Origin of the sequence: Stutzerimonas stutzeri (assembly GCF_000935215.1) — a bacterium.
Lineage (GTDB): Bacteria > Pseudomonadota > Gammaproteobacteria > Pseudomonadales > Pseudomonadaceae > Stutzerimonas.
The window spans coordinates 1-14,343 of the sequence record NZ_JXXD01000084.1 but is presented as its reverse complement, the minus strand read 5'-3'; the positions used below and the strand labels follow the sequence as shown (position 1 = coordinate 14,343).

Below are 14,343 nucleotides of genomic sequence, written 5' to 3'. Positions count from 1 at the left end.
CTTTTTTTCTTGTTTTATGGCTTGTTTTTAAAAGCTTTATCGGAACGCTCCAGCCCTTCTACCATGCGGGTTTCAGAAGGGTCATGACTACAGATTCCCACCTTCATGACTACAGATTCCATGTCTCATGCCTACAGATTCCATTCCTCATGACTACGGATTCCATGCTTCGTGCTACAGATTCCATGCGCTATCCACAGGCAGGTGAGAACGCGGGACGAAGGGGCGAAGTCAGGGCTACAACAAAACAGCCAATTTGTAAGGCTCAATCTTACGCATTTCTTGTAGGTTTAAGCTTCCGGCACCTGTGAAGGCCGCTAAATCATTGATCTGCAACCAGTTTCCCTTTTATCGGAACCTTGAGCTACTTCCGATTGTCCCGCTGGCCTCACAGCTACAAATTCCATGCTGTGAGCATGATCAATGTCACGATTTTGAGCCGCAGATCGGCAGATGGGTGCGGCCTAATGACTACAAATTCCATGTTAAGCAGCGCTCCGAACGGGCTCATGACTACAGATTCCATGTCGTAAGCCAGGCTTTGGAGCCCTCATGACTACAGATTCCAGGTGGAAAACCTCCCTCTCTCGGCGTCATGACTACAGATTCCATGCGAAACGAGCGGATCGGAACGCCTCATGACTACAAATTCCATGTTCCCAACCAGGGCGGCGTGGCCTTATGACTACAGATTCCATGCTGACATGACCTCAGGAAAACCTCATGACTACAGATTCCATTACCTGCCGGCACCGTGCGAGATATCTGCTGGATGGTCGGTTGGGGTTTCCGGGAAAGGCCTTTATGCTCAACACCCTGAATGACTTTTGACCGGGATTGAGGCATGGGAGACATCATCACGACTGATAGCGTCGCCACTGAGCCAGACAGCGACACCAGCAATGAAACGATGATTTCGCCTCACGTTGTCTCCAAGCACAACGATCTGGTGGGCGCGTCCTATCGCTTGTCCGTGGCTGAGCAGCGGCTGATCTTGCTGGCCATTGCCAAGATCGATTCGCGCAAGCCCATGCCCAACGGGATCGTAGTCACCGCGCACGACTTCATGAGCCGGTACACGGTCAACAAGAGCGATGCCTACACCCAGCTCCAGGACGCCGCCAAGCAGCTGTTCAACGCCAAGATCACCTCCATCACCGGGACTGGCAAAGGCCGGGCGATCCACGAGGTCCGCTGGGTCGAGCGCTGCACCTATGTCAAAGGCGAAGGCCGGGTAGAGCTTCTTTTCTCCACGACCGTTAAGCCATATCTCTCCAGGCTGATCGGCCATTACACGTCCTACGACCTTTGGCGTGTTTCCGGCATCGAATCAACCTATAGCTTTCGACTCTTTGAGATGCTGATGCAGTACAAGTCGAAAGGATGGCTTTACATCACAGTTGAGGAGCTGCGCCGGCGCCTTCAGCTCGGCGAGGCCTATGAGCGCTTTAGTAATCTGCGCAGTCGTGTAATCGATGCTTCAGTGAAGGAGCTGCGCAATAAATGCAGCATGGAACTGGACTACGAGTTAATAAAAGAGCACCGGACAGTTAAGGCAATTAAATTCAACTTTAGACTGCTCGATCAAATGACGCTCCAGTTCCAGAAAGGGAATTTCCCCCCTGAGGACCTTGAGCAAGACATGAACGATATCATTGCTGAGCCCGAAAGTTAGGTAGCGTTGATTTGGGTATTTAAGGTTACGCGGGACAATTTGGTCATTTCCTTATAGGTGATGACCATGTTGAGCAACATACCCGCAACAGAGCCAGAAGTAATCCCTGCCGATATTATAGACACGTTCTATGCTCCGGTCGCTTTCGACCGATTCTCCTCCCTTGTCTCAGCTTATGAGGCAACCAAGAAAAAGATATTGGAAGTGCATGCTATGTACACCCAAGAGAATGTCTCGGGTGTTATGCACTACTTTTTCAATGGGAACAGTAAAGACAAGTATGGCCACTCGGCAAGTCTTCGTCACACAAACTCGTTCTCCGAGATATTTCAACTCCAAGGCGCCCTGTTTGAGCTGGAAGCTGTTGCCGCTGACCGAAAACTGACCCAGTAGAGGCTGTTCTGCCGACTGAAAACTGACCCAGGTGTTCAACTGCTTCTGCTCAATTTTTGAGCAGGAGAACACAGGGTGATCAGTATGGAAATGATGGGCAAAATCCGCCGGATGTATTTCCGCGACAAGCTGTCGCTGCATGAGATAGCCAAGCGCACCGGGTTGGCGCGCAACACGATTCGCAAGTGGGTCAGAGCACCTGAGGCCAAGCCGCCGGTCTACCAACGCCGCGCGATCTTCAACAAACTCAGCCCTTTTCACGCCACGCTGGAGCAGGCGCTAAAAGCCGATTCGCTGCGGCCCAAGCAACAGCGGCGCAGTGCCAAGGCGCTGTTGGCGCAAATCAAAGCCGAAGGTTATGACGGTGGCTACAGCCAGCTCACCGCGTTTATCCGTGCCTGGCGAGGGGGACAGGGCAAGGCGTCGCAGGCCTTTGTGCCGCTGACCTTTGCTCTTGGCGAGGCGTTTCAGTTTGACTGGAGCGAGGAAGGCTTGCTGGTCGGCGGCATTTACCGGCGTATGCAGGTGGCACATCTGAAGCTGTGTGCCAGCCGTGCGTTCTGGCTTGTGGCGTATCCGAGCCAGGGCTATGAGATGTTATTTGACGCCCATACACGCTCGTTCGGCTCCTTGGGCGGCGTGCCGCGCCGGGGCATCTACGACAACATGAAGACGGCCGTCGACAAGGTCAATAAGGGCAAAGGCCGGACGGTGAATGCGCGCTTTGCGGTGATGTGCGCGCATTACCTGTTCGATCCGGACTTCTGCAACGTCGCCGCTGGTTGGGAAAAGGGCATCGTTGAAAAGAACGTGCAAGACAGCCGCAGGCGTATCTGGCTAGACGCCCAGGACTGCCAGTTTCACTCCTTCGAGGAACTCAATGCCTGGCTGGGCCAGCGCTGCCGCGCGCTTTGGAACGAGCTGACGCACCCTCAATACAGCGGTCTGAGTGTGGCCGAAGTGCTGGAGTTGGAGCGCGCTGAACTGATGCCTGTGCCTGCGCCATTCGACGGTTACGTCGAGCGGCCTGCGCGGGTCTCCAGCACCTGCCTGGTCAGCGTCGGGCGCAACCGCTACTCGGTGCCGTATGAGTACGCGGGTAAGTGGGTCAGCAGCCGTTTGTATCCGACGCGAATCGAGGTGGTGGCTGACGACGCGCTGATCGCCAGCCATGTCCGCTTGCTGGATCGCGACCAGGTCAGCTATGACTGGCAGCACTACCTCCCGCTGATCGAACGCAAGCCCGGTGCGCTGCGCAACGGAGCGCCCTTTGCTGATCTGCCAGCGCCGCTGCGTCAGCTTAAGCACGGTCTGGGGCGTCATGCCGGCGGTGACCGGATCATGGCGCAAGTCCTGGCTGCCGTACCGGTCGCCGGACTCGATGCCGTGCTGGTAGCCGTTGAGCTGGTACTGGAGAGCGGCAGCCTGAGCGCCGAACACATCCTCAATGTCGTGGCACGGCTGACAGCATCCGAACCACCACCCAGCGTCGAAACCCACTTGTCGCTCAAGGAAGCCCCCGTCGCTAACACGGCGCGCTACGACCGCCTGCGTGGCCAGGCCGAGGAGGTCGGTCATGCGTGATTTGATGGCGGAACTCAAGGAGCTGCGCCTGCACGGCATGGCCACGGCCTGGGCGGAGTTAACTGCACAGGGTGAGTCGAACACAGCCTCGTCCAAGTGGCTGCTCGAACACCTGCTGGAACAAGAGCACACAGATCGCGCCATGCGCTCGGTGAGCCACCAGATGAACATGGCCAAGCTGCCGATGCACCGCGATCTGGCCGGCTTCGACTTCAGCGCCTCCAGCGCCGACGCTCGCTTGATCAGCGAGCTGGCCAATCTGAGCTTTACCGACACCGCGCAGAACGTGGTGCTGATCGGTGGGCCAGGCACCGGTAAAACCCACCTAGCCACCGCGCTGGCCGTGTCCGGCATCACCCGGCACGGTAAGCGCGTGCGCTTCTACTCCACGGTCGATCTGGTCAATCTGCTGGAGCGCGAAAAACACGACGGCAAAGCCGGGCGGATCGCCCAGGCACTGCTGCGCATGGATCTGGTCATCCTCGACGAACTGGGTTATCTGCCGTTCAGCCAGGCTGGCGGTGCGTTGCTGTTTCACCTGCTGTCCAAGCTGTACGAACACACCAGCGTGGTGATCACCACCAACCTGAGCTTCGCCGAATGGTCGAGCGTGTTCGGCGACGCCAAGATGACCACCGCCCTGCTGGATCGGCTGACCCACCACTGCCACATCGTCGAAACCGGTAACGAGTCCTATCGCCTGCAACACAGTAGCTTGGCGGCCCAGGCCAAGATCAAATCACGGGAGCGAAAGCGTAAGGGCGGCCAGGAACCGGAGGACGATGAGCCGTTCTGATTTCATGGCGACGACGGCCTGCTACATGCTGCGTGTGGCAGGTCTTAAACAACTGAACTGGGCTAGCGAAGGAGTGGGGGCAACAGCAGCTGCGCTGGTAGACTTATCCACAGTTGCTGGTAACAAAATCAGCAATCCGCCCTGGGTCAAATTTCAATCGGCAGGGTGGGTCAATTTTCCATCAGCGCCAACAGGAAAAGCAATGATCGGTCGGACGCCAGTTGTTTCGGGTAACGGGCTTTATCACGAGTACGGTGCCAATCGTGTTGGTCGTGACTTTGTAGTTGGCGACCTTCACGGAGAGGCTGAAAAGCTCAATGAACTGCTCTGCATGGCGCGGTTTGACTGGGATTCTGACAGGATTTTTTCTGCTGGCGATCTGGTTGATCGTGGCCCTCTCTCACTCCGAATGGCATTGATGACTCGCCAGCAAGGCTTCATCGCTGTGCGCGGGAATCATGATCAGTGGTGTATTGACGCAGGTTTAGAAGGTGATGCGCCGGGGCATATCAATAATGGTGGCGACTGGTTTTATGAATTAAACGTACTTGAGCGAAGTATGGTCGCAAGGCTTTTAAATAAGCTTCCAGTTGCACTTTCGTTTATTGGGCCGTGCGGAAAGAAATACGGATTAGTTCATGCCGAATGCCCGCATCACGACTGGACCCACTTTGAGGAAATACTTTGTGGTGAGTGGGGCAACAATGTGTGCGCCCACTTCGCCTCCAAGGCTATCTGGAGCCGAAAGCGCTACCAGCAACTTGACGCTTCCCTGGTGCGCGGTGTTGAAGCGGTGTTCGTTGGCCACACGCGGGTCGATCAGGTCAAAACCATTGGCAACGTCTGTTACCTGGACACTGGCGCCTGCTTTGAGGGCGGCCGGTTGACCATGATCGAGCTGATGCCGAACGGCGCCCGGCACGTCTATCAGGTGTAAATGTGGGAGAGGCTGTGGGACAGATTGAGCCGGAACGGGCAATGGGCTGTAAATATGCGCTCTACAGGTCGTTTGTACGCAGATACTCTATCTGCGTACAAAGCGTGAAATCTGACCCTGCTGCTGGCCCTGCGGTGCCGAGATTTGAATTTTGCATAAAAGGATCAGCATGGAATCAGTAGTTGCAACCGTCAGTGCAGTGATCGAGGACGGCATATGCGCAGCAGCCATCAGCATGGCCTTGGATCAGGACTTCACCCAGGTGCGCGCGGAGATGGAGGTGCGCGCGATATACCTCAGCGCATCGCAGCGTCCGTTGTTCATAAAGGATGCAGTCGCTCACCTGGTCATCGAAGCCATCGGTGCGTTTGCTGAGTCCGAGGGGTTCACAGGCAACCGCCGTGCAGGTTTTGTCCGCGCCTGGCTGGGCTGCCCGGTTGGTGCGCACGGATCTTCCGACACGCTCGCCGGCTGGCAGGCAGGCTTCAGCCACCCGGCCAAGCCGCAACTTGAAACCTTCCTTGGAATCGAACCATGAGCAAACTGACCCCGAAGTTTGTGAAGGACACGACCACACCCGGCGCCTATCAGGATGGGCGGGGCTTGATACTGCGTATCGCGGAGACAGGGCGGAAAAGCTGGGTGTTCCGATATTCATTCCACGGGGATCGGCACGACATCTCGTTGGGTACCTACCCTGCCCTCTCTCTGCGTGATGCCCGGCTTGCCGCCGACGCTGAGCGAGTGACGATCTCGCAGGGGAAAAATCCGCTGGACCAGCGCTACGCCATTCGCCAGAAATCGGCTGCCAGCAAAAAGGCGGGAAAGACGTTCAAGTCTGAAGCCAAGCAGTACGTCAGGACTCACTCTGCCTCTTGGAGCCCGGCGTATGCTCAGGATTGGGAATCGAGCCTGGAGAATCACGTATTCAATGTTATCGGCATGCTGCACCCACGCGATGTACACACCGATAACGTCCTGGCTGTTCTCGAACCCATCTGGCTGCAGATTCCAGCTACCGCAAAGCTGGTCCGCAATCGCATCGAGCTGATTCTGGATGCTGCCAAAGCCAAGGGGCTGCGTGAGGGCGAGAATCCGGCCCGCTGGCGTGGCCACCTCGACAAGCTGCTGGCCAGGCAATCAAAGAGTAAGCGGCCCTTCCCCGCCTACCCTTGGCAGAAGATCCACGGGCTATACAGCGATCTCATCACCCTGGATGGGAGTGCTGCCCGCGCAATGGAGATGGTGATTCTCACTGCCTGCCGAAGCGGTGAGGTCCGTAATGCCCAATGGCATGAGTTCGATTTTGCAGAGCGCATCTGGACGATCCCTGCAGAGCGCATGAAGTCTGGGGTAACACATCGGGTACCGCTCACCGAGGCAATGATCGAAGTTCTCGACAGTGTGAAAGGGCTCGATCCTGTCTGGGTTTTTAAGAAGGGTCGGGGCTCAGGCCCTTTGGCGGGGAATGCATTGGGCCGCGTGCTGAAGAAGATCAAGGCCGGTGATTGCGTCCCGCATGGGTTCCGCTCGACCTTCAGGACGTGGGCGGCAGACGCTACCGATTTCCCGCGAGAGGTCTGCGAAATGGCTTTGGCGCACGGTCTGAGTGACAGGGTAGAAGCAGCGTACAACCGCGCGGAGTTGATCGATAAACGCCGGCTGCTTATGCAGCAGTGGAACGATTTCTTGATGGGTACCAGAGAGCAGCAAGAGGCTGCTTAATGCAAACACGCTGGGATAGGCATCTCATGGGAGGCCTCCATTTGAGCAATGGTGGCCGTCATGTAGATGACTGTGGTTGTAGGCCGGAGCTGGGCAATGGCGGGTTTAATTCTCTGCCCCAGGCAATGAGCAGCAGCTGCATCTGCAGCAGCGTGCCAAAGTAGCTAGGTCGGCGTTGCACCATGCATCAGGTAGCCTGCTGCATGTGCATTGTTGAGCGAACCAGTGCGATAGCTGAACTGGCATCCAACCATGGAGAGATCTTACGGATCTGCAAGAGAAACAAGCTCGTGACAAAGAAGGCGTCTGCAGCCTCAATCGGTACAGCTTTCACACCCCCGCCCTTCTCGAAGACCTTCGTGAACACCTTAGTACCCTGGCGCTCCATAGAGAAGCCTTTCGTTTTATCGGCACCGTGAGAAGAGAACTCGCAGGATTGGCGAGCGCCAAGCAGTACGGCCGCAACCACGGGTAGCTCAGCGCGCGTCATTTGAATGCGAGTTTTCTGCCCCCAGTTGTAGGATCGCGGTCCCGTTGCACTTGCAGCATCGAGTGCAATGGTTGGCACCCCACCACGGGTAACATCGGCTTCAAAGCATAGCGCGGCTTTGCCACCGTAGACGTGGAACTTCGCACGATCACTCATCAGATTGTTCTCGTCACGTTGGCTACGGCCCTGGTCATCATCGTTAGTTTGGCCATCCATACCACCTTGATCATCTTCCTCATTGGCCGACAGTATTTGCGCGGCTGTTAGCGATGATCTGACATATTCCAATGCGTTCGGGTCATCGAGCTGGTTGAGCGAGGCGATCAACTTACCGCGATCAGCATGATCAAGAACCACCTGGATCTTTTCGCGCGGGATCACTGGCAAGCTGAAGCGCATTAGCTGGTGATTGATCTGGGCAAGAGTTGGATTCTGATTGAGTGCGACTGAGCTATTCATGGAACCCTCCGGTTTTTCTTAAATCTATCCTAGATGACCAGAAACCCAATGGCTTGGGATATAGCAGCTTGGCCGTACAGTCGATCTAGGCATTGACTGGAGAGCCTGTATGGAAAACATCTTAAAGCACATTTGCTCTGTAAAAGAGATATGCAATGAGTGCCCGTTTCTGAAAAGTAACCGTGATGCTGAAGCATTGAGTATTCGCCGGCATCATCTGTCTGAAATGAAAGGCGACCTATTTTATCGCCCCAACTGCCGCAAGCACGCTGACGTTGCTGACGGTGGCGATAACCCTATGTGTCGAGGGGCAGCGGTCTACATGCATAAGACCAAACAACTTAACGCAGCACTAAAGGTAGCGCTCGATAGCGGGGAGATCAAGGAGGAAGAGCTTGTAGCCGAGCACAATAAGGTTATTTGAAATCTACTGAAACTCAGCAAAAGAATAGAAACAAAAAAGCCAGCTTAGCGCTGACTTTTTTGTTTAACCTTAACGGTCATTCGGTAACCCAGCTTTCAACCACATCGCTGCCGTGTTCGGCTTTCCAGGCTTTCAGGGTTTTGTGGTTGCCCCCTTTGGTGGAGATTGATTCGTTGGTGTGGGGATTCACGTAGGTCTTGACCTTACGCTCTCCACGCTTCTTGGGCGCCGCAGCAGCTGGGCGCTGACGGGAATCGGGGTCCAGGATTGCGATGATGTCCCGTAGGGACTTGTTGTAATCAGCCATCAGAGCGCGCAGCTTTTCTTCGAACTCCATTTCCTTTTTCAGGCGGTCATCATTGTTCATGCTTTCCAATCGGGCCTGAAGCTCTTTGATAGCTTCCTCGGTCTGGCGGTATTCAGTGATGAGAGACATTTTCGATCCTTTCCTTATGTTGGGAATGCGCAATTAGATCGCGTGTGAGCCAAACCCGACAAGAGTAAGGCATCCGTAGGTTGCAAGCGTACCGAAAGCGAATATGCCTGCATACCAAAATTTACCGCGTATGAGCTGAAATGTGTTCATTTGTGTTCACGAGTGTTACTCGCCCTCTTTGGAGTCAACTGGTGTGGTCGGTTCGTTCTATCTGTACAGCTTCATCTAACCACGGACCAGCAACAACCCAAGCGAGGTTTAACGCCTTAACGACATAGCTTTAAGGCGGGGGTATAGAAGACTCATGGCCTCGGAGGTAAACAGTAGTAATTGCATATCCAATCCCTGTTCTACCTCATCCAGAATCTGTCCCACCAGTGTCTCGGCCTCATAGCCCTGCTCCATAGCTTCCTTCGCTAGTGCAAATAGCAACTCGGTGCTGGACGGAGACTTCATCGTTGGCTGAAGCAAATCGTCTGATGCGGAGTTTGTATCAAAAGTAGATGCATCGAGGGATGCAGGATTGGATTCAGCTGCATCAATTAGCGATGGTGCAGTTATGGGTTTACTTGCAGCCTTGGGGGCCGGCCTGCTCTTCTCTCGCATTTGCTTCGCAGCTTTGCATATGGCTTTGGGTCCATCGTTGCAAAGTGTTTTTTGTTCCTGGTCTTCCAGTCCACTGATTCTTTCTGCAGCTGAAATACTGATTTCGCCAGACTTCACAGCGTCTAGCAGCTCGGGCACACCCTGGCGAACGACCTTGCAAGCTGAAGATATGGATCTGGGGCTAACGCCCATAATGGTTGCTGCGTCCTCAATCGTAATGCTCGCCTCTTCATCTGCGGACTTCAAGGAGGAAACCTCTGCTGCGATCAATGCTCGCTGCGCAACGCTCAGTTGCCGACGATAGAGGTTTAACGACAGCACGAAGCCTAACGCGTCGTCGCCTGTGTACTCCTCCGTCGCTGGCTCAATATCGAGATCACAGCAGCTCCTATAACGATTACGACCGTCAAGAATCTTGCCCTGGAAAAGAACGATAGGATGTCGCAAGCCATTGGTGCTGATATCTGAGCGGAATGTGACGTATTCATCTTCTTGCATCATCGGGAACAGCTTGGCGTAAGGATGAATTTCGTACTGTGTGACCATGATGCGGAGCCTGGCTAGTTGATGGACTTACGTTATCAGTCATCAACATGATCCGGTGCTTTAAACCTACCAGATTCTGGTAGGTTTCCTGCCAACAAAAAAGGCCGCGTCGAGCGGCCTTTGATTGGTCTTCATTGTGCTTCGTTGTTTGTATCTACCCGTCAAACCCTCTCTTTCTCAAGGGCAGTGATCAGTGCCTCAAGTTCCTTAGGATCGGGGTTTGTTTCGACGATCCTCAGCGTTTTATCAGACAGGACCTCCATTACGCACCAGTCGATGCTTCGGAGATCTTGTCCCGGCGCGGGCGGTTCGACCCAATAAGGGAAAGAATGCACGACGCTAGGCTCTGACTTTTTCTTCATTGTGGCTAACCTCTTGCTCAGTCAGCAATATCAACAGTTGCGGCACGCTGGCTGATGTGACACTCAGCTTTGAAAGGCCACCTGTTGCGCGGGTGCTTTCAGACCAGGCGTATCATGTCAGATTGGGTAATATCAAAAATCTTTTGCATTAATTTGGCATTATCCCTGATGGGACGGCAGCTGGATTCTAGGAGTTCTCGTTTCGCGCAGGGTGTGCATTTTCTCCAGTGCTCCATCACGGCTGCGTACAGCTCAGCAGTGGATGCGTCAATAAGGTCATTACGGGTTAGGGTTTCCGCCAAGCGCATGCTATCGAATCGAGAGATTGCCCGATGAGAAACTGGTGTGCTGGTTTTGGTTGGCTGTTCCATGTTCGCCTCCGAAATGCTCGGCTGGCATTGTGCCATCATGCAAGAAACATAGGCACATCATATTGATATTTTAGTACGCCGTTCGTTCCGATCACCTCACTCATTTATTCATATATAAGCGTCGTTCTAGACATTTTTGCTAAATGAAACTTTCTGGTGCTGTAGCCAAGGGTCATTTCTTGGCTGAACAGCGGCGCATGAAGCTCCAGCTGCCCATCTTCGAGCTTGAAGAGCACGCTCCTGCTGCCTCTTATAGGGTCGTTGGTATTGATCACCTCTAGGGCCTGCGAAAGGTTCGTTTTCATTTGTTCGTACTGTGAAGCATCCAGCGTCAGCCAGGCCGCATCCAGGATGCTTGTTTCGTCGAAGGCCAGCAGAATGTGCTGCACCTCTGGGTACAGATCATTCGCCGATATGACCTCTACTACTGGCCCATTCGTGAAGCTGAACCCTTGTTCGCTCGTGACTATGAAATCTTCCAAGACTGATTTCATTGTGCTCTGCCCTACCCGCAATCCCAGCGGCAGGCTTAGGTCGCTGCAACGTTCCTTAGGTGCGAAGGCTTCTTCATCGAATTTCAGCGCGCTTTCCATGACTGTCCTCTTTGTGGTGAGTGAGGACATGTTGGAGTTTTTTTTCAGCTATGTGCGCTGGAATCCTGCAGCTTTGTTGTCGCTTTAAAAAATAGTTCGCGTCGGGCGTCGTCGAATGCAGGCCACTATGGCAACGGCGGCGCTCGAAGTCCTTTACTATGAGTGCGCATGCTCAAAGCGCTGCCAATACGGCAATTGGCCGTCCACGCTTGGGGCGTTATGCCAGACGGCATCCAATTTGGCAGCATCAGAATTCCAGCAGATGCTGATGTTTCACAGTGAAACATTGATAAGGCTTCATCTCCTGACTTCACACCAGCCCATTCCTATTCGTTTATCGCGGCGTAGGGGAGGGGCGCATCAACATGTTTCACGGTGAAACACGCAGACGATAGAGTCGCCTCACTCGCTCTCTATGTGATTGGAGTGAGATCTGGGTGACCCATCATAATCAGCATCACATAGTGGGCGCTCAAAGGCGCGGGCATGCTGCGCTCAGCCTGCCATGTTTCACTGTGAAACAACGGCAGCAGCAGATCAGGGCGGGGCAGGGCAGGGCAGGGCGGTTGAATGTTGGGGGGTGGCGATATGCCACTCAAGCTGAGGGCTCAGTCGATAATAACGGGCAGTGTTTCACAGTGAAAAAAAAGGCCCCGTCATGAGCAGGGCCAAGGTAGTGCTTCGATAAAGCTGGCTATTGGATCGACTCAATAGCCTTGCGGATCACTTCCTGAGCCGCGCTCATGTCCAGATCCTTAGGAAGCTTGAGGCTGATCGTGTTCTTCCTGACCGTCATTGATGCAGCGCGTCCATTACCCAGCGTCAATTCAGAGGTGCTAAAGCTAGGTGATCTCTGCTTGTTGCTATCGTCCTTAATGGTCTTCTCGATCCACCTTAACGCCGCCTCTTGGCTGATGCCTTCTTCTTCGATCTTCTGTAGCGCCTGCAAAACCAGATCTGGATGAGATTCGCCGGCCGTTACAAAGTCAGCAATGCTTCGGCCGCCAACCAGGGAAGGGTGGGTTTCGAGATACTGAATCGCCTGGGGAGGAAGCTTCATGAATGACAAGCAGCGGGTTACGGACGCTAGGCTTGCACCAAGCCTAGAAGCTAGCGCCCTTTGATTCTTGATCTTGCCTCGGCTCAGGATCTTCGCGTATTGCCGGCCCTTCTCGAAGTCCGTTAAGTCGGTATGACCTTCGTTGTCGGCGACCGCGAGTATTTCGGCCTCAGCGTCATCAGCTTCGATGATTCGGATTGGAACCGATATCCAGCCAAGATCTGCGGCTGCTCGGTACCTGCCATAGCCGCCAAGCAGTTCCAATTTACCGTCATCCAGCAACCTAACCAGAACTGGCCTGGTGATCTTGCCTGCTACAGCAATCGAGGTCGTAAGACGCTCCTGCTGATCGTCGGTACGCGCGAGGCGCGGTTGGATCTCAGGATTGACGACAATGCGGGAGAGGGGAGCTACGGTCGCGTCACCCTGATCAGCATGCTCATCAGCACTAGGATACTGGGGGAGGGCGGTAGCGCTTGCAGAATGTTCATCAGCGGGCTGCTGCTGATCTTTTGCCTTGAGAATGTCGTCAAGCGTGACTCCAAGGCTCGCCGGTGGAATCTTGCTTGCACTCTCCTGCTTCTGCAGTTGCTGCAGCTCCTCGACCGAGGGCCGGTCCTGGCCGAAAGGCCGCACCTTCTTGGGCATCTGAACCTCCGTTGTGGTGACCTGATTAGCTCAGCGCAATCAGTCGATCAAGAATTTCACTGTAAACAGACCGCATGGCGCCAGCGGAATTGTCAGAAGCACCCTTCCAGGTAAGGATCGGCAGGCCCAGTTCGAGGGCCTTGGAGTAGTCCTCGGACATATACAGCTTCGATTCCGTAACGCACCCAGGGAAAACATCTTCCAGCTTCGCCAGGTGTTCCATGGCCCGTGGGCGATTTTTGATAAACATCGTAGGAATGGCTGCTACGGCCGGGGTGCGACCGTACTCCTCGTGGGAAGCGCGAAGGCGGTCACCCAGGCGGGCGAGGGCGCGCGAGGAGAATTTATCCATCCTGATTGGGCAGACAATCAAGTCACAAGCGACAAGACTGTTGCGAGTCATAAGGGATGCTGTAGGGGCATTGTCGAAAATGATCACATCATAAGAGCGCAGGTCCACACCGGGGAACTCGCCTTTCAGCCCCTTCGAGATGAGGGTGGCGTAGCGGTAGTCGTGGTTCTGCGATGCATTGATGCCAATCTCCAGCTCTTCCAGCTGCTCCTCCGATGGGATGAGGTGAGGCCCATATTCACCAAAAGGCTTTTTGATGATCTCATCGAGGGATTTGGGGGCGAAAAGTCCCCGAATGCCCAGCACGTTGCCAAGGCTTCCGTCTACGCCGCGATCTGCCGGAATTCCAAGGTCCTCCAGCTCTTCCGGGGTGAGGTCGGGATAGTAGCCGAGCATCTCCGTTGCATCGCTCTGTGGGTCATTATCGATGATCAGGACCTTCAGCCCCATGAACCCCAAATAAATGGCCAAATTCACGCAGTTGGTGGTTTTGGCCGTACCCCCTTTCTGCACGTATGTGGAGATCGTCATCGGCCGCTTGAGCGTCCGGGTAAGACCTTTGCTGCGGCGCAAGGCAGCGATCTGGAACAGGTCAGCAGGGGAGTACACACGACGCGCAACCGAGCCGCTATTGATCCGGCGAATCTCTATTCCTGGCTCGTCTTCGACCAGGCGCAATGCGCGCTGAGAGATGCCCAGGCAGTCGGCGGCAAACTGAGGCGCGTAAGCGATCTCATCGTAGTTAGGGTAGGGCGGTCGGGTGTTTTCCATGTCGATTCCTTGAGTGATTTTGGTGAGACTTTACACGGTGTGCGTTGTAAATCAAGTCTGCGTCATACGCGAGCGTTGATTAGAGCTAAAAAGCTTACGTGGAAAGACTTATAAG

Annotated in this window: 15 protein-coding genes; 8 read left to right on the top strand and 7 right to left on the bottom strand. The window is 54.5% G+C overall.

Going from position 1 to position 14,343, the window contains the following annotated elements; genetic code table 11:
- Nucleotides 1-844: 844 nt before the first annotated feature.
- From LO50_RS09990 to LO50_RS09960, 7 genes are all read left to right on the top strand, one after another.
- The gene (locus LO50_RS09990; RefSeq protein WP_052816816.1) at nucleotides 845-1,675 is read left to right on the top strand and encodes a replication initiation protein; all 831 of its coding nucleotides are present in this window, start codon (nucleotides 845-847) and stop codon (nucleotides 1,673-1,675) included.
- Between the two features lie 66 nt (nucleotides 1,676-1,741).
- The gene (locus LO50_RS24910; RefSeq protein ID WP_044314880.1) at nucleotides 1,742-2,068 is read left to right on the top strand and encodes a hypothetical protein; all 327 of its coding nucleotides are present in this window, start codon (nucleotides 1,742-1,744) and stop codon (nucleotides 2,066-2,068) included.
- Between the two features lie 84 nt (nucleotides 2,069-2,152).
- Nucleotides 2,153-3,652, top strand: a complete 1,500-nt coding sequence (istA, locus tag LO50_RS09980) for an IS21 family transposase (RefSeq protein WP_152623965.1) — start codon at nucleotides 2,153-2,155, stop codon at nucleotides 3,650-3,652.
- Nucleotides 3,645-4,448, top strand: coding sequence for an IS21-like element ISPst3 family helper ATPase IstB (istB, locus tag LO50_RS09975; protein ID WP_003459721.1), 804 nt, complete (start codon nucleotides 3,645-3,647; stop codon nucleotides 4,446-4,448). The genes istA and istB overlap by 8 nt, the downstream gene beginning before the upstream one ends.
- Nucleotides 4,435-5,385: a metallophosphoesterase gene (locus LO50_RS24110; protein WP_080902089.1), complete on the top strand. Its 951-nt coding sequence runs from the start codon at nucleotides 4,435-4,437 to the stop codon at nucleotides 5,383-5,385. Before istB ends, LO50_RS24110 begins: the two co-directional genes overlap by 14 nt.
- 235 nt (nucleotides 5,386-5,620) lie before the next feature.
- Entirely contained in the window at nucleotides 5,621-5,923 is a 303-nt protein-coding gene (locus tag LO50_RS09965) for a hypothetical protein (protein WP_125869332.1), read from the top strand.
- Nucleotides 5,920-7,110, top strand: coding sequence for a tyrosine-type recombinase/integrase (locus tag LO50_RS09960; RefSeq protein ID WP_044314876.1), 1,191 nt, complete (start codon nucleotides 5,920-5,922; stop codon nucleotides 7,108-7,110). Before LO50_RS09965 ends, LO50_RS09960 begins: the two co-directional genes overlap by 4 nt.
- A 187-nt stretch (nucleotides 7,111-7,297) precedes the next feature.
- On the opposite strand, the gene LO50_RS23835 is transcribed toward LO50_RS09960, so the two are convergent.
- A complete protein-coding gene (locus LO50_RS23835) occupies nucleotides 7,298-8,059 on the bottom strand; it encodes a hypothetical protein (protein ID WP_052816814.1) in 762 nt (253 codons plus the stop codon).
- Nucleotides 8,060-8,168: 109 nt separating this feature from the next.
- On the opposite strand from LO50_RS23835, the gene LO50_RS09950 reads away from it, so the two are divergent.
- On the top strand, nucleotides 8,169-8,483 hold the full coding sequence (locus LO50_RS09950; protein WP_040138111.1) for a hypothetical protein: 315 nt from the start codon (nucleotides 8,169-8,171) through the stop codon (nucleotides 8,481-8,483).
- Nucleotides 8,484-8,559: 76 nt separating this feature from the next.
- Here LO50_RS09950 and mvaT read toward each other — a convergent pair whose 3' ends face one another.
- The 6 genes from mvaT to LO50_RS09920 all read right to left on the bottom strand — a co-directional run bounded on the left by mvaT (nucleotide 8,560) and on the right by LO50_RS09920 (nucleotide 14,228).
- Nucleotides 8,560-8,919 carry a histone-like nucleoid-structuring protein MvaT gene (gene mvaT, locus LO50_RS09945; protein ID WP_044314875.1) on the bottom strand — a complete coding sequence of 120 codons (360 nt, stop codon included), beginning with the start codon at nucleotides 8,917-8,919 and terminating at the stop codon, nucleotides 8,560-8,562.
- A 258-nt stretch (nucleotides 8,920-9,177) separates the two neighbouring features.
- Nucleotides 9,178-10,071, bottom strand: a complete 894-nt coding sequence (locus tag LO50_RS09940; protein WP_044314874.1) for a ParB N-terminal domain-containing protein — start codon at nucleotides 10,069-10,071, stop codon at nucleotides 9,178-9,180.
- 460 nt (nucleotides 10,072-10,531) lie between these two features.
- Nucleotides 10,532-10,804 carry a hypothetical protein gene (locus LO50_RS24660; protein WP_152623964.1) on the bottom strand — a complete coding sequence of 91 codons (273 nt, stop codon included), beginning with the start codon at nucleotides 10,802-10,804 and terminating at the stop codon, nucleotides 10,532-10,534.
- A gap of 104 nt (nucleotides 10,805-10,908) precedes the next feature.
- Nucleotides 10,909-11,397 (bottom strand): hypothetical protein, encoded by a 489-nt coding sequence (locus tag LO50_RS09930; RefSeq protein ID WP_044314872.1) that lies wholly within the window; start codon nucleotides 11,395-11,397, stop codon nucleotides 10,909-10,911.
- A 694-nt stretch (nucleotides 11,398-12,091) separates the two neighbouring features.
- On the bottom strand, nucleotides 12,092-13,105 hold the full coding sequence (locus LO50_RS09925; RefSeq protein ID WP_044314871.1) for a ParB/RepB/Spo0J family partition protein: 1,014 nt from the start codon (nucleotides 13,103-13,105) through the stop codon (nucleotides 12,092-12,094).
- A gap of 25 nt (nucleotides 13,106-13,130) precedes the next feature.
- A complete protein-coding gene (locus LO50_RS09920) occupies nucleotides 13,131-14,228 on the bottom strand; it encodes a ParA family protein (RefSeq protein ID WP_044314870.1) in 1,098 nt (365 codons plus the stop codon).
- Nucleotides 14,229-14,343: the final 115 nt, after the last annotated feature.